This window comes from Sagittula salina (assembly GCF_017813235.1).
Classification (GTDB): domain Bacteria; phylum Pseudomonadota; class Alphaproteobacteria; order Rhodobacterales; family Rhodobacteraceae; genus Sagittula; species Sagittula salina.
Map to the genome: position 1 here is coordinate 136,418 of NZ_JAGISH010000006.1, position 23,008 is coordinate 159,425.

Here is a 23,008-nt window from a genome sequence, read left to right on the forward strand (position 1 = left end):
GAGTGCCCCTGATGCGACCCGTTCTTGGACATGCCCGTTACCTTGTGATGATCGCGGTGATCGGAGCGCTGGTCGCCGCCGTTTGTCTGCTGCTCTATGGCTTTCTCGAAGGCGGAAAGCTGGTCTGGTACCTGCTCGAAAAGGGCGAGATCAGCCGCAAGGGTGCCAAGGAGATGGCGCTGGAATTCATCGAGATCATCGACCTCTTCCTGATGGGCACGGTGTTCTACATCGTTTCCGTGGGGCTGTATTCGCTGTTCATCGACGCGGGCGTGCCGACGCCGGACTGGCTGAAGATCCGCACACTGGACGACCTCAAGAACAAGCTGGTGGCTGTGGTCATCGTTGTACTGGCGGTTGTCTTCCTCGGGCAGGCGGTGACGTGGGACGGCGTGCGCGACCTGATGGGGCTGGGCGTCGGCATTGCGGCGGTGATCGCGGCGCTCACGTGGTTCCTGAGCGTGAAGTCCTCGAAGACGGACAAATGAAGGGCGAGGGGCGCTGCCCCTCGCGCTCCCCGCGGTATTTGAGGAACCAAAGAAGGGGGGAAGGGCGCGATTTTCGACGTCAGTGCAGTTCGACGGTGGCGCGCCCGGATTGGCCGGTCGAATCGATCACCGAAAGGGTGGTGAAGCCCGGGCCGGCAACCGGCGCCAAAAACTGCGGGCGCATGAGCCCGGTGGCGAGAACCGCTCCGTCCGCCATCAGTGTGTAGGGGGGTATGCCCCCGCGCAGCTTGACCGGCACGCCTTGGGACGCGACCTGCAGCGTGACGCCATCGGGCGGGAAGGTCAGCTGCAGCGCGGGGGTTTCCGCGCGCGGGCCGAAGCGCTGCAAATGGGCGGGGAGTCTGGCATTGGTCGTGATGAGCGTTTCGGGCGGCGGCGGGCGCAGCGGTTCGGCGCGGGGGCTGGCGCGGCCGAGCGCCTCGAAGAGGACGGGAGCGGCGAGCGCGGCCCCGAAGGCCCCCGGCACAGGCGTGCCGTCCGGGCGCCCGATCCAGACCCCCGCGACGAAGCGCCCGTCCCAGCCCAGTGCCAATGCGTCGCGGTGGCCATAGGAGGTGCCGGTCTTCCAGGCAATGCGCCCTGCCGATCCGGCGGCGGGGGGCGGGGTAATGTCGGCGAGGATGCTCTGGATCTGCCAGGCAGCGGCGCCGGAGAGCAGCCGTTGTTGCGCAGGGAGGGCGGTGCCCCTGAGCCAGTGCAGAGGGCGGGCGGTGCCAGCGTTGGCGAGGGCGGCGTAGAGCTGGGTCATCTCCTCCAGTGTCAGGCCGACGCCGCCAAGAGAGAGGGCAAGGCCGGGGGAGCCGCCTTGCAGTGCCGGCTTCAGCCCCGCGGCGCGCAGGGCCGCCATGACATGGGCGGGGCCGAGCGTCTCTGTAAGGCGCACGACGGGGATATTCAGCGACAGTTGCAGCGCGCGCCGCGCCGAGAGTTCGCCGCGGTATTCGCCGTCGAAGTTCTGCGGCGCGTAGGTGCCGAAGTGCACTGGCGTATCGAGGATAAGGGTTTCGGGGTGCGCCAGCCCGCGGTCAAAGGCCAGCCCGTAGACCAGCGGTTTCAGCGTCGAGCCCGGCGAGCGCTGCGCCGTGGTCATGTCGACGAAGCCCTGGTTTTCGGTCCCCGCGTAGTCCGGCGCTCCCACGGAGGCCAGGATTTCCCCGGTCTGGTGGTCGGCCAGCACGATGGCCAGCGACAGGCGCGGGTCGAGGCGCCTGGCATGGGTGCGGGCGAGGTTTTCAAGGCTCTGCTGCAAGGTCGCGTCGACGGTCAGGTCATGCCGTCCGGGGCCAAGCGCCAGCGCGCGGTCCGACAGGTGCGGCGCGAGCAGTGGCATTGGGTGCCGCCCCTCCGGTGAGGGATCGAGCGCGTCGGAGCGCGCCGCTGCAAGCGGGATCACGCCCTCCCCTGCCATGCGCAGCATGACGCGGTTGCGGGCGGCGCGGGCGGTCTTTGGGTGGCGATCAGGGCGCCGGCTTTCGGGTGCCTGGGGCAGCGCCACCAGCAGCGCGGCCTCTGCCGGAGTCAGGCGGCGGGGCTCCTTGCCGAGCCAGATCAGCGAGGCGGCGCGGACGCCTTCGACGTTACCGCCGTAGGGGGCGAGCAGGGAATAAAGCGAGAGGATCTGGTCCTTGGACAGGTTCCGTTCCAGCGCCAGCGCGACACGCATCTGGCGCAGTTTGCCCTGCCACTGACCGGTTGTGCCGTGCTCCAGCAGGCGGGCGGTCTGCATGGTCAGCGTCGAGGCGCCGGAGACCAGCCGCCCGTGCCACAGCCGTTGCGCGACAGCGCGCGTGACGGCGAGGATATCGACGCCGGGGTGGTCCCAGAACCGTTTGTCCTCGTAGGCGACAAGCATCCGGTAGAACAGTGGATCGACCTGGTCCGGCGTCACCGCCATGCGCCAGATGCCGTCCTCGATGGTGTAGGCGCGCAGCAGCGTGCCTTTGCGGTCGCGCACCTCCGGGGAGGTGGCGTGGACCAGCAGCGGCAGGTCTGTCGCGTTGATCCACGCGGTCAGCCGGTCGTTACCGAGCGCGACGGCCCAGAGCGCCACGACCAAAGCCAGAAGGCTACGCATCGGCCCGTTCCCAAAGGCCGGGATAAAGCTGGACAAAGCCATGGTCGTCCACCTTCAGGTGGGTCTCGTACCCAGACTCCTCAGCGGTGTAGCGCACGAAGTGATCGCGGGCGCGGGTATAGGACTGCGTCAGGACCGACAGCGTCGGCCCCGGCAGCCGCACCCAAACAGAGCGCGTGTCGATCCTGCCCACTTGCGGCAGCCGCCGGAGCGGCATGAGGTTCGTCGCCGGGGTGAAGGCGAGGTCGATATCCTCCGCTCCCGCGAGGTCAGGCACGGGAGTGTCGTTGAAGGTCCAGTCGTTGCCCTTGCGGGTGAACTTCCATGCGATCTCGATGCCCGCGTGTTCACCGGTCACGTCGGCAGACATCGTCCGCCAGTCGGGGCCAATGCGCACCACGTAGTCGAGCGCCGCCCAGCCCGCCCCGTCGCGAAAGCGCGCGTGTCCGACGAGAAGATGGCCCTGCCCGGCGCGGGCAAGCCGACACTTGTCCTCGCCCTCGCGGTCCAGCGCCCGCCAGTGTGCGATAGCAATCGTTTCCGTCATTCGCCGAGCACCGTCACCGTGCCGGAAGCCGTCGTGGCGCGGTAGTCGGGGCGGTACATGTCCTCGACCAGCGCGGCAGGGTGGTGGAACACCCCCGGCGACACAGCGCGCAGCATGTAAGCGAGGCGGAAGGGTTCCTCGTCGCGCTGATTCACGGCGGCGAGGAAGCGGTCGGTGCGAAATTCCGAAAACTCCGCATCCGTGGTTTCCAGCCATGCCAGCGAGGACACGTCACCGGAACGGATCAGCGACGGATTGTCGATCTCCAGCCCCGCAGGCAGCGGGTCGTCGATCATCAGCCGGGCACGGGTGTCGTCAGAGGGTTTCACCGTGAGGACCGCCACCATGCGGTCGCCGGTGCGGATCTCTGTCACCGGCGCACCGGCGAGCGTGTAATAGGCGCGTTCGAGACGGTAGCCGTAGCCCGAAGCCTCTGTCGGGCCGTCGGGCACACCAAGGGTGGTCAGCGTGATGTCGGTGGCGATGTCGCCGGTGTTCCTGAGCGTTGTCGGTTGCAGGGTCTGTGCGTCCAGCCTGCGGACGAAGGGCCCGGCCAGCGGCGCCCCGTTCAGCGCAAGGCCGGAGGCAGTGGGGTCCTGCACCATGGCGTGGGCCGCAAGCAGCGCCCAGGCCTGTTCCTGCGTCGACAGTGGCCGGTCGGCGGCAGAGACGCGCGTCACCAGCATGGCGCGATCGGCAACGTCGGAGCGCGCTTCCACGGCCAGCGACAGTACGCCCGCCGCGTCGCGCAGGGCGGTGCCGTAATCGGCACGGTAGATCCGTTCGGCGTTGACGGGCGTCCGCGCGATGCGGGCAGCGGCTTTGGCGAACAGGGCATCGGCGCGCGGCTGATCGCCGTAGCTGGCCAGCGCCGCACCCAGTTGCGCCTGTGCCAGTGCCGTGCCCAGCGCGTCGGCGCGTTCGTCGGCGTAGTAGCGCAGATCGCCCATGGCGGCGGCGCCTTCGCGGGCGAGCACCATGAGGGCATAGGCGATCTCCTCCCCGCCCTCGTCGAAGTCCGCGGCATATGCCACGGTGTTCTTGAGGTTGTCGAGCGCGCTCTGGAAGGCGTGGTCGGGTACGGTGTAGCCCGCCGCCCGGGCGCGGGAGAGGAAATCGGTCACATAGGCATCGAGCCACGCGTCGCCGCTGTAGGCGCCCCAGAGGCCGAAGGCGCCGTTGGCATCCTGCCGCGTCAGGATGCGGGTGATGGACTGGTCGATGCGCAGGTCGATGCGGTCCTTGTTGCCAAGTCCCAGCGGTTCGGCAATCGCGGACATGTAAAGCAGCGGCAGCGCCTGAGACGTCACCTGCTCGGTGCAGCCGTAGGGGTACCGGTCGAGCGAGGCCAGCAGTCCCGGCGCGTCGAAACGCGCCAGCGGCCCGGCGGAGACGAGCGCGGAGGCGGTTTCAGGCCGCAGGTCGGCGAAAATCTCCGCATCGGCGGTAAAGGTCTGACCGGCGGCAAGCTGGAAGCGACGCGTCCGTCCCACAGCGGGATCATTGGCGCGCACGCCGAGGGTCAACTTTTTGGTCAGGCGCTGACCGTCAGGCGTGGTGAGCGCAACCGAGATGTGGTGATCTCCCACCATGAGGGCGGAAACGGCGGTTTCCATCCGCGCCTTGCCGCCTTCGGCCAGCGTGATCGGGTCGACGATGGGCCCCATGAGCAGGCCTCCGTCGGTGGTGATTTCCAGCGCCATGTCCCCCGCTGGCCCCTTGGTGTGGGCGAATTCCAGCGCCAGCCGGGACTCGTCGCCGGGGGCGAGAAAGCGCGGCAGAGCGGCGGAAATCACCACCGGGTCGCGCACGATCACGTCCTTCTCGGCCGATCCGACGCCTTGCGAAGACCAGGCCACGGCCATCAGCCGCACGGTGCCGTTGAAATCGGGCAGGTCGAAGGCCACGGTGGCGTGCCCGTCCTTCACCGGCACGACGCCAGAGAAGAAGGCGACGAGTTCCTCCGTGGGCGGCGGGCCTTGAAGGTCCATGCCGGCGCCGCCATCGCCGCCGGAGTTGACGGTGCCCATGGCCCCGTCGAGCCCGTTGATGATGCGCCCGTAGATGTCGCGGATTTCAACGCCCAGCCTGCGCTGGCCAAAGTAGTAGCCAGCCGGATCGGGACTCTGGAACCCTGTGAGGTTCAGAATACCCACATCGACTGCGGCAACGGTGACATAGGCGTTTTCGCCGTCCGCCACATTGGCGACCTCCACTGTCGCGGCGAGGGGCGCACGCGGAGTGCTTTCGTCCGGGGCATCGAGGCTCACCGCCAGCCGGGCATCGCCGGGATCGACGGCGGCATGGGTCAGGCCCAGCGCGCGGGCCGGATTCTGACCGGCGACCACATCCATCGGGCGGATCACCTGCGCGGTAACATAGACGCCCGCGCCCCAGTCGGCGGTGACCGGCAGGGCGAGGGTGTTCTCGCCCTCGCGCACCTCGACCGCCTGCATGGAGATCACTCGGTCGGCCAGCACCGTCACCAGCGCCTTGCCCGCGTAGCGTGGCACCATCCGCAGGGTCGCTGTCTCACCCTCGGTATAGGCGGGTTTGTCGAGCGACAGTTCCAGCATGTCGGGGGTCTCGCTCTCCGTCACCGGAGCGTACCAGCCGGCGGAAAATTCAGCGGAGGAGGCGAGGTAGGCGCCGTTCTCGCGCTCCACCACCATCTCGTAGCGGCCCCAGTCCAGCGGCGCCTGCACCGTCACCGGGTCGGTGCCCAGAGCGGCCTTGCCACGGGCGACGGTTTCACGGGTTGTCACCGGCTCCCAGTACCAGGAGCCGTAGTTCTGATACCACTGGTAGCGCGTGGTGACGCGGTTCACTGTCCATGCCACGTCCATCGGCGCGGGCTTCAGGTCCGGGCCAACGGCAATCAACCGGAAGGAGGCCGTCGAGTCCTCGGCAAAGACCTCCGCACCCGGCCTGATCCCGATCATCGGCGTTGGCGGAGCGACGTCGCGGGTGATGCGGCGTTCCACCGGGCGGCCGGACATCTCTGCCATGCGGATGGTGACGCGGGCCTGCATCGGACGGCCAAGCGCGTCCGTGTCGGGCATCGGCAATGCCAATTCGGCCCGGCCCCCGGCATTGGTCACAAGATCGGCGGGGAAGCTTTCGGTGCGGGTGTCGGATTCGTCGTCGTAACGGCCAAATCGATAGCCGGGGAAGGCGTCAAGCGTGGTTCGGGTGGCAACGCGCAACTCACCCTCGATCGACAGGTCCGCGCCCGGCGCGCCAAAGAGATAGCGCGCATCGATCTTCAGGTCGGGCGGGGAAAGCGGGTTGATCGGTCCTTCGGGGAGATCCAGGGCAAAGTCGATGCGCTCCGGCACGAAGTCCTCTACCAGCACCGTCTCGGATGCAAGCGCGTCCTCCTTCGGGTCGGCGAAGACAGCAATTCGCCATGTGCCGCGCGGCACCGAAGGCGCCAGCGGCAGATCGAAGACATGCCCGCCCTCCATGCCACCGTCGGAGACGTGGCGCGTATACTCCACCCCGTCTGGTCGGGTCAGCACAGCGATCAGCGGCACGTCCTGCACCGCCAGCGCCTGCGGATCCCGCAGGAGCGCGGTCAGGTGGATTTCCTCTCCGGCGCGATAGGCCCCCCGATCGGTAGCGAGGAAGGCATCGAGCGGTCCGGCGGGGGCGCGCCCTTCCACTCCGCGGTCGGACAGGTCAAAGGCCGGATCGGTGAGCGACAGGAAGGCAAGGTCGGCCTCTCCCTGCTTTGCCATCACCACGGCGGGCGCGGTGCCGCCAGTGCCGCGCATCAGGCCGGGGGCGAACCGGGCAACGCCATCGTCATCGGTGATCGCCACCTGCAGCGGTCGGTTCGCGCGGGCCAGCAGCGTGACCTCCAGCCCGGCGAGGGGCGCAGCGGTGGCAAGATCGCGGGCAAAGACGGTCAGCCCATCGGTCCCCTGCATGGTGGTCAGGCCGATGTCGGACAGCAGGAACCACTGCGTTGCGCGCGCCTCCCCGTCGGTGTCGTTCGCGGCCTGCGCGGTCAGCGCATAGATCCCGGCGGGCAATTCACCCACGATGCCGCCCATGGGCAGGCGGGTGGTCATCTGGCGGTTGATCTCGTTCTGCACATCCCCCGTGCCACGCCAGATCTCCTCAGCGATCTCTTCGGCGAAATACTCCTCTGCGTATTGCCCGATGGGCCGCCCGAAGTAGTCGTTCTGGATCGACCGGATCAGGTTCGCATCCGAGACGCGGCGCAGCACGAGGTCGACCTTCGAGGTATTCACCGTCTCGATGGGCAGGCCCGCGTCGGCTGCCCGGGGCAGAACGTAGGCGCGCCCGGCAAATGCCACCTGCGGCGCGCGATCGCGCACATAGGCAGTGATGGGGATATCCTTCGCCAGTGTCTGCCCGTCGGCGGCGGGCAGGCCCGCGCGGAAGGTGAGGGTATGGCGTGAACCGTGCTCGACTCCGGTGACGCAGATGCGCCAGTCATCTTGGGTCACGGCGAGTTTCGGATCGGGCAGGCGCACATAGGGCGTGTAATCCACGCCCACGCGTTTCAGTTGCTCGTTGAATTCGACGCAGATGCGCGGGTCAGGCCCGTCCGCCTCCACCACGTGATCGGTGATGCGGAAGCCGTATTTCCCTATTGCCCGGTCCAGCATCTCCGCCACGTCGCCTCGCGTACCAAGGGCATCGGCCAGCGTCAGCGCCGGGATCATGTCGCGGCCCCGGCCCTGCGCCTCCAGCGCCTGCGCCAGCGTCACCAGCGCATCGGAGCGCTGCCCGTCGCCATCGCTGCGCAGATAGCCGTTCAGCGCGGCAAGCCACGCGCGGTTCGCGTACTTGCGGCTGTCCGAACCGGTGATCTGCCGGGCATATTCCGCCGACCAGTCCGCGTATTGCAGCCAGAGGCCCGCGTCATCGGATTGGGCAAGCGCGGCGCCCGTCCAGTGGATCGCGTCGCCGGCATTGCCCTTCACGCGCTCCTCCGCGGCGGCCTTCAACAGCGCGTCGACCGTCCACTGTCCGCCGCCGTGCCGCTGGCCCAGTGCCTCCGCCTCATTGCGGGCCTGGGCGAAGTCGGCGGGCTGCAGGAAGGACAGGTCGCCGAAACGCGCCCGTGCGCGCGCGATCACCGCCGGGTCTGCCGTTACCAAAACTGCCGACAGGGCGCCATCGTAGGGCGATTTTGCGGTGACGGTACTCTTTGGGAAACAGGAGTTGTTGCGCGTGTTGAAGGTGAAAGCGCGGCATTGCGGATCGTTGAGGCAGCTGCGCTGACAGGCCTCCTGCGTGGTGTCAAAGAGCGATTGCAGGTCCGTCCCGGCGAAATCCATGTCACGCGTGTAGACAAAGCGTTTTTCCGGCACGGCCTCCTGGGCCATGGCGGCGGGCGCGGCTGCGGACACGGAAAGCAGGCCCGTAACGAGGGCAACGACAAGACGGCGCATGAAAAGCTCCTTACGAACCAATGCGGTCACAGTGCCACGCGACCCCGCACCGGGCAAGGATTCTGCGCGTCTGGTTGCCCGCACCCGCAAACGGCCATCCAAAGCGCGTTTAAGCGGATTTTCACCTTGGATGGGCAAGAGTGCCGCCCGGGCACCAGGAGGGACCTGCATGGAACTGGCCGACCGTCTGGCCGAGGAACGGCGCGCGCGACTGGCCGCCGAACGTCTGCTGGAACTGAAGCAGAAGGAGCTGTTCGAGGCGAACAAGCGGCTAGGCGACCATGCGCTGAAGCTGTCGCACGAGATCCGCGAGACCCGGCACGAGGTGGCGCAGGTCCGCACCCAGCACCAGCAGGTCGTGCGGGAACTGGGACAGGCCACGGAAAAGATCGAGGTCGTCACGGAACAGCTCTGGTCGGCAATGGCGACGATCCGCGACGGCTTTGCCATGTTCGACGAAAGCGGCCGACTGGAACTGGCGAACCCTGCCTATCTGTCGGTCTTTGAAGGCATGGACTGTATCGCGCCGGGCATCGGCTACGCGGATGTTCTGGCCACCCTCGCGGAGGAAGGTATCGTCGACCTGCACGGCGAGGACCCGCAAGGCTGGCAGTTGCGGATGCTGGCGCGCTGGGAACAGGACCCCATTCCGAACGTGACGCTGCGCCTGTGGGACGGACGGTTTCTCAAGGTGCGCGATCGCCACCTGCCGGATGGCGGCGTGGTTTCGCTGTGTGTGGACATCACCGACCTCATGCGCATGTGGTCGGCGGTGGAGGAATTGCCGGACGGCTTCGTGATCTACGACGCCGAGGACAGGCTGCTGATGTGCAATCAGCCCTACAAGGATTATTACAAGCTCTCCGCTCCGGCGATGAAACGCGGCGTCACCTTCGAGGAGATCCTGCGCTACGGACTGGAGCAAGGCCAGTACGCCGATGCTGCCGGGCGCGAGGAGGAATGGCTGGAGGAACGCCTGATGCGGCACCGCTCCAACGAGGTGGAGCACGAGCAGCACCTTGAGGACGGCCGCTGGCTGCGGATCTACGAGCGGGAAACATCGGACGGCGGGCGCGTCGGCCTGCGGGTGGACATCACCCAGATCAAGGAAGACCAGCAGCGGCTGAAGGACGCCATGACCCGCGCGGAGGCGGCGAACCGGGCGAAGTCGGCCTTCCTCGCCAACATGAGCCACGAAATCCGCACACCGATGAACGGCGTCATTGGCATGGCCGACCTGTTGCTGGACACCGGCCTGCCGGAGGAGCAGGCGCTTTATGCGGAAACGATCCGATCCTCCGGAGAGGCGTTGTTGGTCATCATCAACGACATCCTGGATTATTCGAAGATCGAGGCCGACAAGCTGGAGCTGCACCCCGAGCCCTTCGACCTTGAACGGTCTGTGCACGAGGTGGTCATGCTGTTGCAGCCCACCGCGCGGGACAGGGACATCGTCCTGCTGGTGGATTACGACATGTTCCTGCCCACCAGCTTTGTCGGCGATCCGGGACGGATCCGGCAGATCCTGACGAACCTGCTGGGCAACGCGGTGAAGTTCACTGTGCAGGGGCACGTCCTGATCCGCGTCGTCGGCGTCCCGGAGGACGATGGCCGCACCGCTATCCACATCACGGTGGAGGATACCGGTATCGGCATCCCCGCCGACAAGATCGAACACGTCTTTGGCGAATTCAACCAGGTGGAGGACGAGCGCAATCGCAAGTTCGAGGGAACCGGCCTTGGGCTGACCATCACCCGCCGGCTGGTGGAGCTGATGGGCGGCGAGGTCTGGGTGGAATCCGAACTGGGCAAGGGCAGTTGCTTTGGTATGCGGCTGATGCTCGACCCCGGAGAGGCGCAGGTCTTCGAGACGGCGCAGCTGCCCGCGCATCTCAAGCGGGTACTGGTGGTGGACGACCACGGGCCGAACCGCGCCATCCTGTCAAAGCAACTGGCGCTGCTGGGGCTGGACATCACTTACTGCACCACCGGCTCGGAAGCGATCGACCACGTGATGACGGGGGTCGACCTTTTGATGATGGAGTATGAACTGCCCGACATGACCGGGCTGGAACTGGCCGATCAGTTGCGCCAAGCGCGCATTTCCGTGCCGGTCATCCTCTTTGCCGACAACCCCGCCGAGATCCCCGAACACGCCACCGAAGGCATCCTCGCCGTGCTGCAACGCCCCGTGCCGCGCCGTGTGCTGTTTCAGGCGCTGGAACGAATGCACGAGTGCGCCCCCACGCCTGCGCCGCCGGAAGCGGAGCAGTTGAAGGACACCGAGGCCTCGGCCGACCAGCTCGACGTGCTGGTGGCCGAGGACAACAAGACCAACCAGCTGGTTCTGTCGAAGATGGCGCGCGGCCTGCCGGTCGCGCTGCGCTTTGCCAACAACGGGATCGAGGCGGTGGATGCCTTTCGGGTGCGGCGACCGGACCTGATCCTGATGGATATCTCCATGCCACGCATGGACGGAAAGCAGGCCACAAAGGAAATTCGCAAGCTGGAAGGCGACGCAGAGCCGGTCCCGATCATTGCCGTTACGGCCCACGCCATGGCGGGCGACCGCGAAAGCATTCTGGAGGCTGGGCTGAACGACTACCTGACAAAGCCGCTGCGCAAGGCGCAACTGGCCGCCAAGATCAATCAATACGCCACGGACATCGCCGCCCGGAAACGCCCGGCGAAGTGAGCGCCCAGTGACGTCCGGTCTGTTCAGGTCTCGTGTTCAGGTCTCGGCGGGGCGCAGAAAGACGGGCTTGTCCGGCTCCGACATATCCGGTTGGTAGACATAGCCACCGAGGTCGAAATCGACGATCCCCTCCGGGTCGGTCAGGCGGCGCTGGATGATAAAACGCGCCATGGAACCTCGTGCGCGCTTGGCGAAGAAGGAGACAATCTTTGGCCCGCCCGGCTTGTCCTCCATGAACTGCGGCGTGATGATCCTCAGGCCCAGCGCCTTTGGCGGTACCGCGCCAAAGTATTCCTGGCTGGCGCAGTTCACCAGCGTGTCGGTGCCCAGCGCCTCCGCCTGGTCGCGCAGGGCCTTTGCGATCTGGTCGCGCCAGTAATCGTATAGGTTTCCGCCGCGTCGCGTTTTCAGCCGTGACCCCATTTCCAGCCGGTAGGCCTGAATCGCGTCAAGCGGACGCAGCACGCCATAAAGGCCCGACAGGATGCGTAGGTGCTCTTGCGCAAAGCGCATCTCCTCCGGGTCGAGCGTCCCGGCCTCCAGCCCGATGTAGGTGTCCCCGGCAAAGGCATGCACGGCAGGGCGGACGTCCTCGGTGCCGGGTTCGTCGGTAAAGGCCTTGAACCGGTCGCGGTTCAGTTTCGCGAGGTCATCCGAAAGGTCCATCAGCCCCTTCAGATCCTTCAGCGTCAGATTGCGCGCGGTCTTTGCCAGCCGCTGCGCATCCGCCTCGAAGACCGGCTGCGTCATGTCTGCGGGCTTCTCGTCCCAGTCCAGCCGCTTGGCCGGGGAAATCACCACGAGCATCTCTATCCCCCTTTGCGTTCCGCTGACGGACCTAGCCCGCCGCGCGCAGGACGTCCAGAAAGGCATCCCCGAAACGCTCCGCCCGGCGGTCACCGATCAGCCGTTGCAGCTGCGACATATCGCGCGGCTTCGCCTCCGCGACCTTTGCCAGCGCGGAGGCTGTGCAGGACAGGGGCTTCTCCGTGCCGTCGGGACCGCGCATCAGCTCTGTCTGGACTTCCAGCAGCGCATCATAGAGCGTCCCGGATCCGCGAGCCGCCAGCTTGCGCCGCACGGGGTGGACCTCCTGCGCCGTGCCATTGATCACCTCGAGGAAGGCGCGCCCGTAGCCCTCCAGCTTCTTCGCGCCGACGCCGTTGACCCGCGCCATGTCATCCAGCGTTGCGGGACGCTGCTCCGCCATCTCGATCAGGGTCTTGTCGTTGAAGATCATGTAGGGAGGCAACTGCGCCTCCTTGGCCAGCGCGGTACGCAACGCCTTCAGCGCCGAGAACATGGGCGCGTGTTCTTCGCTCACCAGCGCCTTTACCGCCGGGCGCCGCTCGGCCGCCTTGGTGATGATGTCCCGCCGCAGGCTGATCGTCTCCTCCCCGCGCAAGATGGGGCGAGCGCGTTCGGTCATGACCAGCGCGCCGTGCCGTTCCGCGTCGGGGCGCATCAGGTCATGCCCCATCATCTGGCGGAACAGCGCCTGCCACTGGCCCTTCGACAGGTCCTTGCCCACCCCGAATGTGGGCAGGGTGGCATGGCCGCGATCGCGCACCTTGTCGGTCTCCGTGCCGCGCAGGATGTCGATCAGGTGCCCCGCACCAAAGCTCTCGCCCGTACGCAGCGCCGCCGAAAGCGCTTTCCGCACGGCCTCCGTCGCGTCGAACAGTTCTGGCGGCACGTCGCAAAGATCGCAATTGCCACAAGGCTCCGCCGTTTCGCCGAAATAGGCCAGCAGCGCCTGCCGCCGACAGCCAAGTGCCTCCGCCAGCCCGAGAAGCGCGTTCAGCCGCCCATGGTCCGCCTGTCGCCGCTCCGGCGGGGCCATGCCTTCGTCGATCTGCGCGCGACGCAGACGAATGTCCTCCGGTCCATAAAGGGTCATTGTCTCCGCAGGACCGCCATCACGTCCGGCGCGACCGATTTCCTGATAATACCCCTCGATGCTCTTCGGCAGGTCGGCGTGGGCCACCCAGCGAATGTCGGGCTTGTCCACGCCCATGCCAAAAGCCACGGTGGCGCAGACGATCAATCCGTCCTCGGTGGCAAAGCGCTCCTCGACCGCGCGACGGTCGCCGGCCTCCATGCCGCCGTGGTAGTGGCAGGCCGAATGCCGGTCCTCGCGCAGCGCGCGGCCCAGCGCCTCCGTCTTTGCCCGGGTGCCGCAGTAGACGATCCCCGACTGCCCCCGCCGCGCGGCCGCAAAGCCGAGGATCTGCTGGCGTGGCCCGTCCTTCGGGCTGAAGGCAAGGTGGATGTTCGGCCGGTCAAAGCCGCGCAGGAAGGTCGTCGGCGGCACCCCGTCAAAGAGCCGTCCCACCATCTCGACCCGGGTTTCCTCGTCGGCGGTGGCGGTGAAGGCCGCCAGCGGCACATCCAGCGCGCGGCGCAACTCTCCGATGCGCAGGTAATCGGGGCGGAAATCGTGACCCCACTGGCTGACGCAATGCGCCTCGTCGACGGCGATCAGCGACACGCCCGCCTGCGACAGCATCCGCTGCGTACCACCAGAGGCGAGCCGTTCGGGTGCTAGATACAGAAGCTTCAATTCGCCCGCGTGCAGCATGTCCCAGACGGCATCGGTTTCCTCCTGCGTGTTGCCGGAGGTCAGCGCGCCCGCCGCCACGCCCGCCTCGCGCAGGCCCCGCACCTGATCGCGCATCAGCGCGATGAGCGGAGAGATCACCACCGTCACGCCGGGTCGCATTAGCGCAGGCAACTGGAAACACAGGGATTTGCCCCCGCCCGTTGGCATGATGGCCAGCACGTTTTCGCCGCGCGTCACGGCATCGACGATCTCGCCCTGCCCGGGCCGAAAGGCATCGTAGCCAAAGATATCCTTCAGAAGCGCCTCGGCAGAGGCGGTATCACGGGGCATGGGCCGCACCTGTCGTGTCATGACTGCTCTGGTGTGAATGTCTCACATCAAGATTCGGTGAATCAACCCCCACCGACCACAAGATGAGCGGCCTGCAGCTTCTCCTTGGTCCAAATACTCCCGGGGGAGGCTCCCGCAGGGGGACGGGGGCGGAGCCCCCTGGCGTCAATAGAAGGCCGCCACGTTGTTGCGCAGCACGATCTCGATCGCCAGCACGGCGAGAAAAGCCAGAAGCGGGGCGAGATCCAGCCCACCCATGGGCGGCAGCACGGATCGGATCTTGGAATAGACCGGCTCCAGCAGGCGATTCAGCCCGTCCCAGATGGAGGAGACCAGCGGTTGCCGCAGGTTCAGGATATTGAAGTTGATCAGCCAGCTCATGATGACATGAGCGATGATGATGAACTTCACGATGCCGATGATCAGCAGCAAAATCTGGAAAAGCGATACCATCGGGGGCCTCCTGGTGTTCGGGTCGCATGACACCTATGCGCACCGCGCCAGTAGAACAAGAGTGCCGCCGCGTCTTGGTTGACGCCACGGCCGGGGCGACGCAGGACGCGGGCAACAAGGAGACCCGCGCATGTATCCCTTCTTCCGACTCTTCAAGGACATGGCCCGCGCCCGCAAGGCGCCCCGCATGGGCATCCTCGACACCCACGTGTCGCAGCATCGCTGCATGCCCTGGGACCTCGACATGTGGAACGAGCTGAACAATGGCCGGGCGCTGACACTCTATGACCTCGGGCGCATCCCAATGGCGGCCCGCATCGGCCTGGTCGGCGTGCTGAAGCGCGAGCGCTGGGGGCTGGCCATCGCTGGCTCTGTGGTGCGCTACCGGCGTCGTGTGCACGGCTTCAACCGGATCGAGGTGCAAAGCCGGGTGATCGGCTGGGACCGGCGCTTTGTCTATATCGAGCAGAGCATGTGGAAGACCGACGGCGAATGCGCCAGCCACATCGTCCTGCGCAGCGCGGTGACCGACGGGAACGGCATCGTTACCACCGACAGGCTTTCGGCCGCACTGGGGATCGACATGGTGGAGTCGCCCGCTCTGCCCGAGTGGGTGGCGAAATGGGTGGAGGCCGAGGACCTGCGTCCCTGGCCACCGCACCGCGAAACCTGAGGGCGGTTCAGCCCCCACCGCCAGCCCCCACCGCCAGCCCCCTTGCCTCGCCCCGCGCCCCGCGCTCTAACCGGCGCAGGGACAGGGAGGCTTGAATGTCTGACGTTGCATGCAAAAGGCGTATCTGGGGCTGGGCCTTCTATGACTGGGCACAGCAGCCCTATGCCACGCTCGGGCTGACCTTCATCTTTGCCCCCTACTTCGCCGCCGTTGCGGCGCAATGGTTCCTCGCTCATGGCCAGGCCGATCAGGCGGCGCGGGCCAGCGCGCAAAGCCTGTGGTCTTCTGCACAGACCATCGCGGGGCTCGCCATCGCCTTCACCGCCCCCTTCCTTGGCGCGTGGGCGGATTCAACGGGACGCAAGATGCCGTGGATCCGGGGCTTTACCGCCATCGCCATTGTCTGCGCCGCGGGGCTCTGGGTCTTGCAACCGGACGGGACCGGCATGGTGATCGCCCTGCTTGCCTTCTGGACTGGCTACGTTTTTGCCGAATCCGCGTTCAACCTGAACAACGCGCTGCTTCCCTCGATGGGCGGCCGCGAGGAGATCGGCCGCATCTCCGGCATGTCCACCGCCTTCGGCTATTGGGGCGGGGTGCTGTCACTCTTCATCATGCTGCTGTTCTTTGCCGAAAACGAGACGGGCAGGACGCTGATCGGCCTCGCGCCGCTCTTTGGCCTCGACCCCGAGGCGAGAGAAGGCACACGGTTCGTCGGGCCGTTCATCGCGCTGTGGTATGCGCTGTTCACCATCCCCTACTTCTTGCGCGTACGCGAGGACAGCCAGGCCCGCACCGCCACCCTGCGCGGCACCTTCGGCGATCTGAAATCCACGCTCCGCGCCATTTCGAAACGGCGATCCTGTCTGAATTTCCTCGTCGCGAGCATGTTCTACCGCGACGCGCTGACCGCGCTTTACAGCTACGGGGGCATCTACGCCACGCTGGTGTTGGACTGGACGATCATCCAGATCGGCGTCTTCGGCATCATCGCCGCGATCGCCGCCGCGCTGCTGTCCTGGCTGGGCGGGATCGCAGACCAAAGACTGGGACCGAAGCCTGTCATCCTGACGGCCATCTGGTCGCTCATCATCGTCTGCACCATCATTGTCGGCATGTCGCGCGAGCACATGTTCTGGATCGCCCTGCCCGAAGGCTCCCTGATCCCCGATATCACATTCTTCATATGCGGCGCGATCATCGGCGGCGCCGGCGGCGCGCTCTACTCAGCCTCGCGCAGCCTGATGGTGCGCCACACCCATCCCGACCGACCGGCGGAGGCCTTCGGACTGTTTGCCCTGACCGGCAAGGCCACTGCCTTCCTCGCGCCGGCGCTGATCACGATCTGCACTCTCTGGACGCAATCGAACCAGTTGGGATTCCTTCCGGTGATTGCCCTCTTCCTTCTCGGGTTGGGACTGCTAAAGTGGGTGCAGCCGGAAGGGGATATGACCGCATGATCCGCAAGACGTTCCTCCTTGCCCTATTGGCCCTTGCCGCCTGTTCGCCTGCGCCGCGCGACATTTCGGGCGCCCGGATACAGGCCGCTGCACCCATCGACCCGGTGCTGTCGTCAAAGCAGGCAAAACAGCTTTTCGGGGCACAACCCACCGCTTCAAGACAGTCTTCGCAGCCGTTCGGCGGATATTCGCGCGGTTGCCTCGCCGGTGGCGCGCAGCTGCCCGAAACCGGCCCGACCTGGCAGGCGATGCGCCTGTCTCGCAACCGGAACTGGGGCGCGCCGCAACTGGTCGACTTCATCCAGGACCTCAGCCGCAAGGCCGCGCGGCAGCCGGGCTGGAACGGGCTTTACATCGGCGACATGAGCCAGCCACGCGGCGGCCCGATGCTGACCGGCCACGCCAGCCACCAGATCGGGCTCGACGCCGATATCTGGATGCTGCCGGCCACGGATCTGACGCTGTCGAGCAAGGCACGGGAGTCCGTCTCCTCGATCTCGCTGCGGCGGTCGTCGGGGGCCTATACCAATGACAAATGGACCCGCCAGCACCACGAGATCATCAAGGCCGCCGCCTCTGACCCGCGTGTGGCGCGGATCTTCGTCTTTCCCGGCGCCAAGGTGCAGATGTGCAAGGACGAAAAAGGCGACCGCGCATGGCTGCGCAAGGTCCGCCCGTGGTGGGGACACCACTACCACTTTCACGTGCGCCTGAGTTGCCCGAAGGGCGCCGCAGGCTGCCAGGACCAGGCCGCCCCGCCCCCCGGCGACGGCTGCGCCGACGCCGAACAGTGGGTGAAGAACATCCTCAACCCGCCGCCGCCGGACCCAAATGCGAAACCCGCCCCGCCAAAACGCGAGCTGACCATGGGCGACCTGCCCGGCCAGTGCGCCGCCGTGCTCTCCGCGAACTGATCCTGCATGACACACCCGTTCCGGAGCGGCCTGGCGCTGTTCTGCCTTGTCTGCCTCGGGGCGACCGGCTGCACGCAGGCCTCCCCCGGGGCCGACCCCCTGGGCTCCCTCGTGTGGGCCCCAAGCGAGGTCACCGCCATGGGGCGGGCCCTTGGCGGATTCTCCGGACTGGAGGTGGCGGACGACGGAAGGGCCTTCACCGCGATCAGTGACCGCGGAGTTATCGTGACAGGCACGCTGGAACGCGACGCGACTGAGGCCCTGACCGGCGTTACGGTCAGCACCCGACAGGATCTGCGCGGCCCCGATGGCGCGCTCCTTGACAAGACAAACGTCGACTCCGAGGGACTGGCCATCGGCCTGGATGGACGCACATACGTATCGTTTGAAGGGCGCAATCGCGTCTGGACCTACGGGCCGGACGTGATCCCGCGAGCCCTCCCTGCCCCGCCTGCCTTCGACGAGATGAGCGATAACGCCGGTCCGGAGGCGCTGGCCATCGACGCGCGCGGCAGGCTCTGGACACTGCCGGAACGCTCCGGGCAACTGACACACGGCTTCCCGGCCTGGCGGTTGGACGGTTCCGCATGGACGCAGCCCTTCGTCATCCCGAGAAGCGGCGGGTTCCTGCCCGTGGGCGCCGATTTCGGCCCGGACGGCCGCCTTTACCTTCTGGAACGCGGCTTCAACGGTTTTGCCTTCCGGTCTCGCGTCCGGGCCTTTTCCCTGACCGAAACCGCTATCACGCAAGAACAAACCCTCTTCGAGACGCCATCCTTCCGGCACGGCAACCTCGAAGGTATCTCCGTCTGGCGCGACACCGGCGGGGCGATCCGGATGACGATGATCTCGGACGACAACTTCCATCCGCTGCAAAGCACGCAAATCGTGGAATACCGCCTGCGCCCCTGAGCAGGGGCCGGGACCCTTGCCTGATGGCGGGCGAATCGCTATAGGCCGTCCGTCCGGCATCCGGCCGGGCCAAGTCCCCGCTACCTTGTGCAAAACGGGTCCACAAAATGAATCGCGCTTATATTCCCGGCATTCTTGCCATGGCCGCCGTCGTGCTGGCTTCCAACGTGCTCGTCCAGTTCCTGCTGGGCGACTGGCTGACATGGGGGGCCTTCACCTACCCTGTGGCCTTCCTCGTCACCGACCTTATGAACCGCATCTACGGCGCCGCTGCCGCCCGCAAGGTCGTCCTCGCGGGCTTTGTCACCGGCGTGATCTGCTCGCTGATCGGTACGCAGATCATGCTTCAGGGCGACGGATACACCTACCCGGCGGTGACACTGCGCATCGCGCTGGGGTCCGGGGTGGCCTTCCTGACGGCGCAGCTGATGGATGTGGCGATCTTCGACCGCCTGCGAACGGGGGCTTGGTGGCGCGCGCCGCTGACCTCGACCCTCGTCGGCTCCTCGCTAGACACCGCGATCTTCTTCACCGTGGCCTTCTCCGGCGCACTCACCGGGCTTGAGCCGGGCAACGATGTGTCCTGGGCAAACGAGGCCCTGCCGATGCTGGGCATGGGGCCGGTGGCGCCGCTCTGGGTTTCGCTGGCGGTGGCCGACTGGATGGTAAAGCTCGCACTGGCGATGGTTGCGCTGATCCCGTTCCGGGTCATCGTTGCAAAGGTTCTGGGTCCGGCGCAGGCGGTCTGACCGCCGCGCCATCCTGGCTGCATCTACAGGCAGATTAACCCAAATTTCGGTGTGAACGCAAAAAAGACTTTGTGGTTTGGGTAACCCGTGCCACCATCATCTTGCGTGTGTACCGAGCCAGTGGGCCAAAACCCGCACACGCTAAGCTTTGCGTTGAAAACAGCTGAAAGGAGGTGATCCAGTGTCTAGAGAAGCATTGGAGAGAGGTGTCGGAACAGTTCGAGGAGAAACGACCTAGGGCAACCCCTGGGACGGTCTGATCCCCGGATTGGCAGAGTCTAACCGACCCCGCCTCCGTAATTCTCGAAGGGTCGCTTGACGCAAGCGGCCCTTTTAGTTTGTTCTTTACCTTTCCGCCGCCGCCCCCACATTTGCAGCCATGCGCATCACTGACAGCATCACCATCGAGGACTGGGAACTGACCGAACAGTTCGTCCGCGCCTCCGGCCCTGGCGGGCAGAACGTCAACAAGGTCTCCACCGCGGTGGAGCTGCGTTTCGAGGCAGAGCGTTCGCCCAACCTGCCCGGGCCGGTAAAGGCGCGGCTGAAACGGCTGGCCGGGCGCCGTTGGACCTCGGACGGGGCGATCGTACTTCAGGTACAGGACACCCGCAGCCAGGCGCGGAACCGTGAAATCGCCCGCGAACGGCTCGCCGAACTGATCCTGAAGGCGACGCTGAAGCCCAAGCGGCGTATCCCGACGAAACCCACGCTCGGGTCCAAACGCCGCCGCCTGCAGTCCAAGAAGGAACGCGGCGAGGTCAAAGCCATGCGCGGCAAGGTTGATCCAGGCACCTGAGCACACGCCAAATTCGCGAACCCGATCCCGTTACTTCCCGGAAAAATACGCCCACCAAGAATACGCCCGCCAGAGCCATCCACGAGCCAACGACCGCAGGGAGGCGGCGAGACCGACAGCGCGCCAAAGGCGCTCGGACAGGAAACCGCCCACCCGAGACCAGCTACCGGGGGCGGGGCGCGAACTGCGCCGGTCCTGTCGGGGAGCGGCGCTCGGACGCCGTCAACAGGTTGCGCCGACGCAGTAACGAAGCGGTCTCTGTCCTTTCCCGCAGAAACGTCAGGCCGCCGCGGCGCGCGGCTGGCTCAGAATCGTTCCAGCAACCGATCAAGGTAGTCGCGTTCAACCTCCGGACGGTCCGTCTCTCCCGAACGCTTGCGCAGCTCACCCAGCAACTCTTCGGCGCGACGGTAGACATCTTCGCCCTGCAGCATCCCCTCGTCGGTGCCGGTGCGGCCCGATGTCCCGGAGTTGCGGCCCAACGGGTCGCGTTGTTCCTGCGGGTCCCCACCTTCTGCAAAGCCCTGCTGGCCGGAGCGTTGCTGCCCCTGCTGCTGATCCGCCAGCGCCTCTCCGAGGCTGCGCATCCCTTCGCGCAGCGCCTCCAGCGCCTGGCTCTGCTGGTCGATCGCCTCGCCCAGCCGCCCGTCACGCAGGGCGCGTTCGGAGCCGTCCATCGCGTCCTCGGCACGGCCCAGAGCTTCGCCCGCGCGTTCACCCGCTTCCGAACCCTGACCCGGGAGGTTCTGTCGTTGGCGGTTCAGCTCGTCGCGCAGGGCGCGCTGCCGTTCGGCAAGGCTGTCGGACAGTGACTGCGTGCCCTGCTGTCCCTGACCCTGCTGTTCCTGACCCTGCTGTTCCCCGCTCTGACCCGGTTGCTGGCCCTGCCCCTGCTGGCCTTGCTGGCCCAAATCGCCAAAGGGGCCATGCTGGCCCTCCTGCTGACCCTGTTGGCCCTGCTGACCTTCGTTCAATTCGCGGAAGGCCTCGTCCGACAGTTGCTGCTGGTCGCGCAACGTCTCCGACAAGCCCTCCATGGCCTGTTCTCCGGGTGACTGGCCTTGCCCCTGGCCCTCGGTCATCTGCATGTTGTCCAGCATCTCCTGCAGCTGACGCATGGCCTCCTGAGCTTCCGCCATGCGGCCCTGCTCCATAAGCTCCTGAATGCGGTCCATCATGCGCTGGATGTCGTCCTGCGACATCTCCATCATGTCCTGCGGATCGGCCTGCTGGCCCTGCTGCTCGCCGCGCTTTGCCTGTTCCTGGGCAAGCTGGCGCATGTAGTCACGCGTGGCTTCCCGCAGTTCGTGCATCAGCTCGGCGATCTCCTGGTCGGAGGCGCCGTTCTTCATCGCCTCTTCCAGCCGCTCCTGTGCCCGCTGCATCCGCTGGCGGGCGTCCTCCAGGTCGCCTTCCTCCAGCTCCAGCGCAAGATCCCAAAGCGCTTGCGTGATTTCCGCCTGCGCCTCATCGGTCATTCCGGCCTTCGCCTGCGCTTCGATCCGCTCCATCAGGCGGCGCAGAGTCAGCGCCTGCGTGTCCTTGCGAAACAGGTCTTCCGAACGGTTCAGGATCGCCCGCAGGATCATCGCCGTCTCGCCGGCGTAGTCGCGGTTCCACAGGAGTGCCTGCCGCTCCTCCACCAATGCCGCCGCCACAGGATCGAAAAAGCGCCGCCCCGGCAGGACGATCTCCTCCGGCTGGCTCAGCGCGCTTTGCCCGCGCGCGTCCTCGACTTCGAATTCGAACCGCACCGGCAGGTTCGCCCAGGGGTGCAGCGAGAAATTCGCCACCAGAGGTTCGACGAAATCGCTGCGATCACCCGCCACCGGCATCGGCAGCGGCACCTCGATCACCTCACGCGGTTCGGGGTCCAGCGTCCGGCCCCAGCTGCGGTCCACGGTGTCGAGGTTCAGCGAAATACGCGCCACACCCGCCACGACGCCGTAATCGTCCATCGCGTGAAAGGGGATTTTCGTCTCCCCTTCATAAGAGGTCTCGATTTCCCCCTCACGCGTGACCGAAGGCCCCGAGTCCTGCAGCATCGTCACCTGCCACGCGCGCCCGCCGGGGCCGTCGATGGCCAGCCGACCAGAGCGCAGGACCTCGAAATCCTGTGCCGTGGCCGTGGCGTCGATGGGCTCTTCGCGGCCGGAAACCGTCTCCTCTACCGTCAGCGAACCGACCTGCCCGTACATCCTGAGGGTCATCTTCGCCCCCTCGGGCACGGTCAGCTCCTCTGCGGTGATGTCGTTCAGATAGACCGAAGGCAGGCGCGTGTAGGCCGGTGGCTGCATCCAGCCTTCCCACGCCGGTCCCTGCGCGAGGTCCCCGGCGCCGAGTCCCATGTTGGTTACAGATTGTACCCGCCCGAATGACCCGAAGAGCAACGCAACCGACAGCACCAGAACCGCAACGTAGCGGAGCGCGAAGGGATCCGCCCGGTTCTGCCGCAAGTCCGGGCGCACCGGCCTCGCCTCCCGCAGGCGCTGAATCATGCGGGCGCGGTGGGCCTGCCAGACTGCGGTCGATGCCGCGTCATCGGCGCCGATCACCTGGCGGTCCATCACCGCCTGAAACGGGCGCCCTGCCATCGTCTGATCAACCCGCTGCATGGCCTGCGGTCGGGAAGGCCAACGGAACCTGCGCACGCCCCAAACCAGCGCGCCCAGCGCCAGAAGCCCCGCCAGCGCGGCGGTGGCCCAGACGACCTCTACGGGCACAATGTCCTGCAACCCGAGGATCAGCGCCCCGGCGGCCAACGCCGCCACGGTCCACAATGGCCAGAAGGCCCGCGCAAGCTGTTCGGCGACCATTCCCGCGTGGGTGAGGGAAAGGACGACGTTCAGCCTGTCACGAAGCTCGGGGGTGAGTTGCGGTTCCTTGCGAGCCATAACGCGC

General features: G+C 66.5%; 15 protein-coding genes. 8 read left to right on the forward strand and 7 right to left on the reverse strand.

The annotated features are described in order from the left end of the window. Positions 1-11 precede the first annotated feature (11 nt). Entirely contained in the window at positions 12-488 is a 477-nt protein-coding gene (locus tag J5474_RS11975; protein WP_209361151.1) for a YqhA family protein, read from the forward strand. Positions 489-567: 79 nt separating this feature from the next. Here J5474_RS11975 and pbpC read toward each other — a convergent pair whose 3' ends face one another. Genes pbpC through J5474_RS11990 form a run of 3 tightly spaced genes read right to left on the reverse strand, consistent with a single transcriptional unit; the run spans position 568 to position 8,559 of the window. Next, the gene (gene pbpC / locus J5474_RS11980) at positions 568-2,625 is read right to left on the reverse strand and encodes a penicillin-binding protein 1C (RefSeq protein ID WP_245216409.1); all 2,058 of its coding nucleotides are present in this window, start codon (positions 2,623-2,625) and stop codon (positions 568-570) included. Continuing rightward, entirely contained in the window at positions 2,576-3,130 is a 555-nt protein-coding gene (locus tag J5474_RS11985) for a putative glycolipid-binding domain-containing protein (protein WP_209361152.1), read from the reverse strand. The genes pbpC and J5474_RS11985 overlap by 50 nt, the downstream gene beginning before the upstream one ends. Next, positions 3,127-8,559, reverse strand: coding sequence for an alpha-2-macroglobulin family protein (locus J5474_RS11990; RefSeq protein WP_209361153.1), 5,433 nt, complete (start codon positions 8,557-8,559; stop codon positions 3,127-3,129). The genes J5474_RS11985 and J5474_RS11990 overlap by 4 nt, the downstream gene beginning before the upstream one ends. 169 nt (positions 8,560-8,728) lie before the next feature. Here J5474_RS11990 and J5474_RS11995 point away from each other — a divergent pair, with 169 nt between their 5' ends. After that, positions 8,729-11,254 carry a hybrid sensor histidine kinase/response regulator gene (locus tag J5474_RS11995; protein WP_209361154.1) on the forward strand — a complete coding sequence of 842 codons (2,526 nt, stop codon included), beginning with the start codon at positions 8,729-8,731 and terminating at the stop codon, positions 11,252-11,254. A gap of 36 nt (positions 11,255-11,290) precedes the next feature. On the opposite strand, the gene yaaA is transcribed toward J5474_RS11995, so the two are convergent. The 3 genes from yaaA to J5474_RS12010 form a co-directional block, all read right to left on the reverse strand. After that, entirely contained in the window at positions 11,291-12,061 is a 771-nt protein-coding gene (gene yaaA / locus J5474_RS12000; protein WP_209361155.1) for a peroxide stress protein YaaA, read from the reverse strand. Between the two features lie 31 nt (positions 12,062-12,092). After that, positions 12,093-14,147, reverse strand: coding sequence for a DNA helicase RecQ (gene recQ / locus J5474_RS12005; protein ID WP_209361156.1), 2,055 nt, complete (start codon positions 14,145-14,147; stop codon positions 12,093-12,095). A 165-nt stretch (positions 14,148-14,312) separates the two neighbouring features. Beyond that, positions 14,313-14,600, reverse strand: coding sequence for a YggT family protein (locus tag J5474_RS12010; RefSeq protein ID WP_209361157.1), 288 nt, complete (start codon positions 14,598-14,600; stop codon positions 14,313-14,315). Between the two features lie 130 nt (positions 14,601-14,730). Between J5474_RS12010 and J5474_RS12015 the strand changes: the two genes are divergently transcribed. The 6 genes from J5474_RS12015 to arfB all read left to right on the forward strand — a co-directional run bounded on the left by J5474_RS12015 (position 14,731) and on the right by arfB (position 20,107). After that, positions 14,731-15,273: an acyl-CoA thioesterase gene (locus tag J5474_RS12015; RefSeq protein ID WP_209361158.1), complete on the forward strand. Its 543-nt coding sequence runs from the start codon at positions 14,731-14,733 to the stop codon at positions 15,271-15,273. 95 nt (positions 15,274-15,368) lie between these two features. Beyond that, a complete protein-coding gene (locus tag J5474_RS12020) occupies positions 15,369-16,733 on the forward strand; it encodes an MFS transporter (protein WP_209361159.1) in 1,365 nt (454 codons plus the stop codon). Next, complete coding sequence (mepA, locus tag J5474_RS12025; RefSeq protein WP_209361160.1) at positions 16,730-17,647, forward strand: penicillin-insensitive murein endopeptidase; 918 nt, start codon at positions 16,730-16,732, stop codon at positions 17,645-17,647. The genes J5474_RS12020 and mepA overlap by 4 nt, the downstream gene beginning before the upstream one ends. Before the next feature lie 6 nt (positions 17,648-17,653). Next, complete coding sequence (locus J5474_RS12030; RefSeq protein ID WP_209361161.1) at positions 17,654-18,559, forward strand: esterase-like activity of phytase family protein; 906 nt, start codon at positions 17,654-17,656, stop codon at positions 18,557-18,559. Between the two features lie 107 nt (positions 18,560-18,666). Continuing rightward, positions 18,667-19,308 carry a queuosine precursor transporter gene (locus tag J5474_RS12035; RefSeq protein WP_209361162.1) on the forward strand — a complete coding sequence of 214 codons (642 nt, stop codon included), beginning with the start codon at positions 18,667-18,669 and terminating at the stop codon, positions 19,306-19,308. A gap of 379 nt (positions 19,309-19,687) precedes the next feature. Further along, on the forward strand, positions 19,688-20,107 hold the full coding sequence (gene arfB / locus J5474_RS12040) for an alternative ribosome rescue aminoacyl-tRNA hydrolase ArfB (RefSeq protein WP_209361163.1): 420 nt from the start codon (positions 19,688-19,690) through the stop codon (positions 20,105-20,107). Positions 20,108-20,412: 305 nt separating this feature from the next. Here arfB and J5474_RS12045 read toward each other — a convergent pair whose 3' ends face one another. After that, positions 20,413-23,001, reverse strand: a complete 2,589-nt coding sequence (locus tag J5474_RS12045) for a TIGR02302 family protein (protein ID WP_245216410.1) — start codon at positions 22,999-23,001, stop codon at positions 20,413-20,415. Positions 23,002-23,008: the final 7 nt, after the last annotated feature.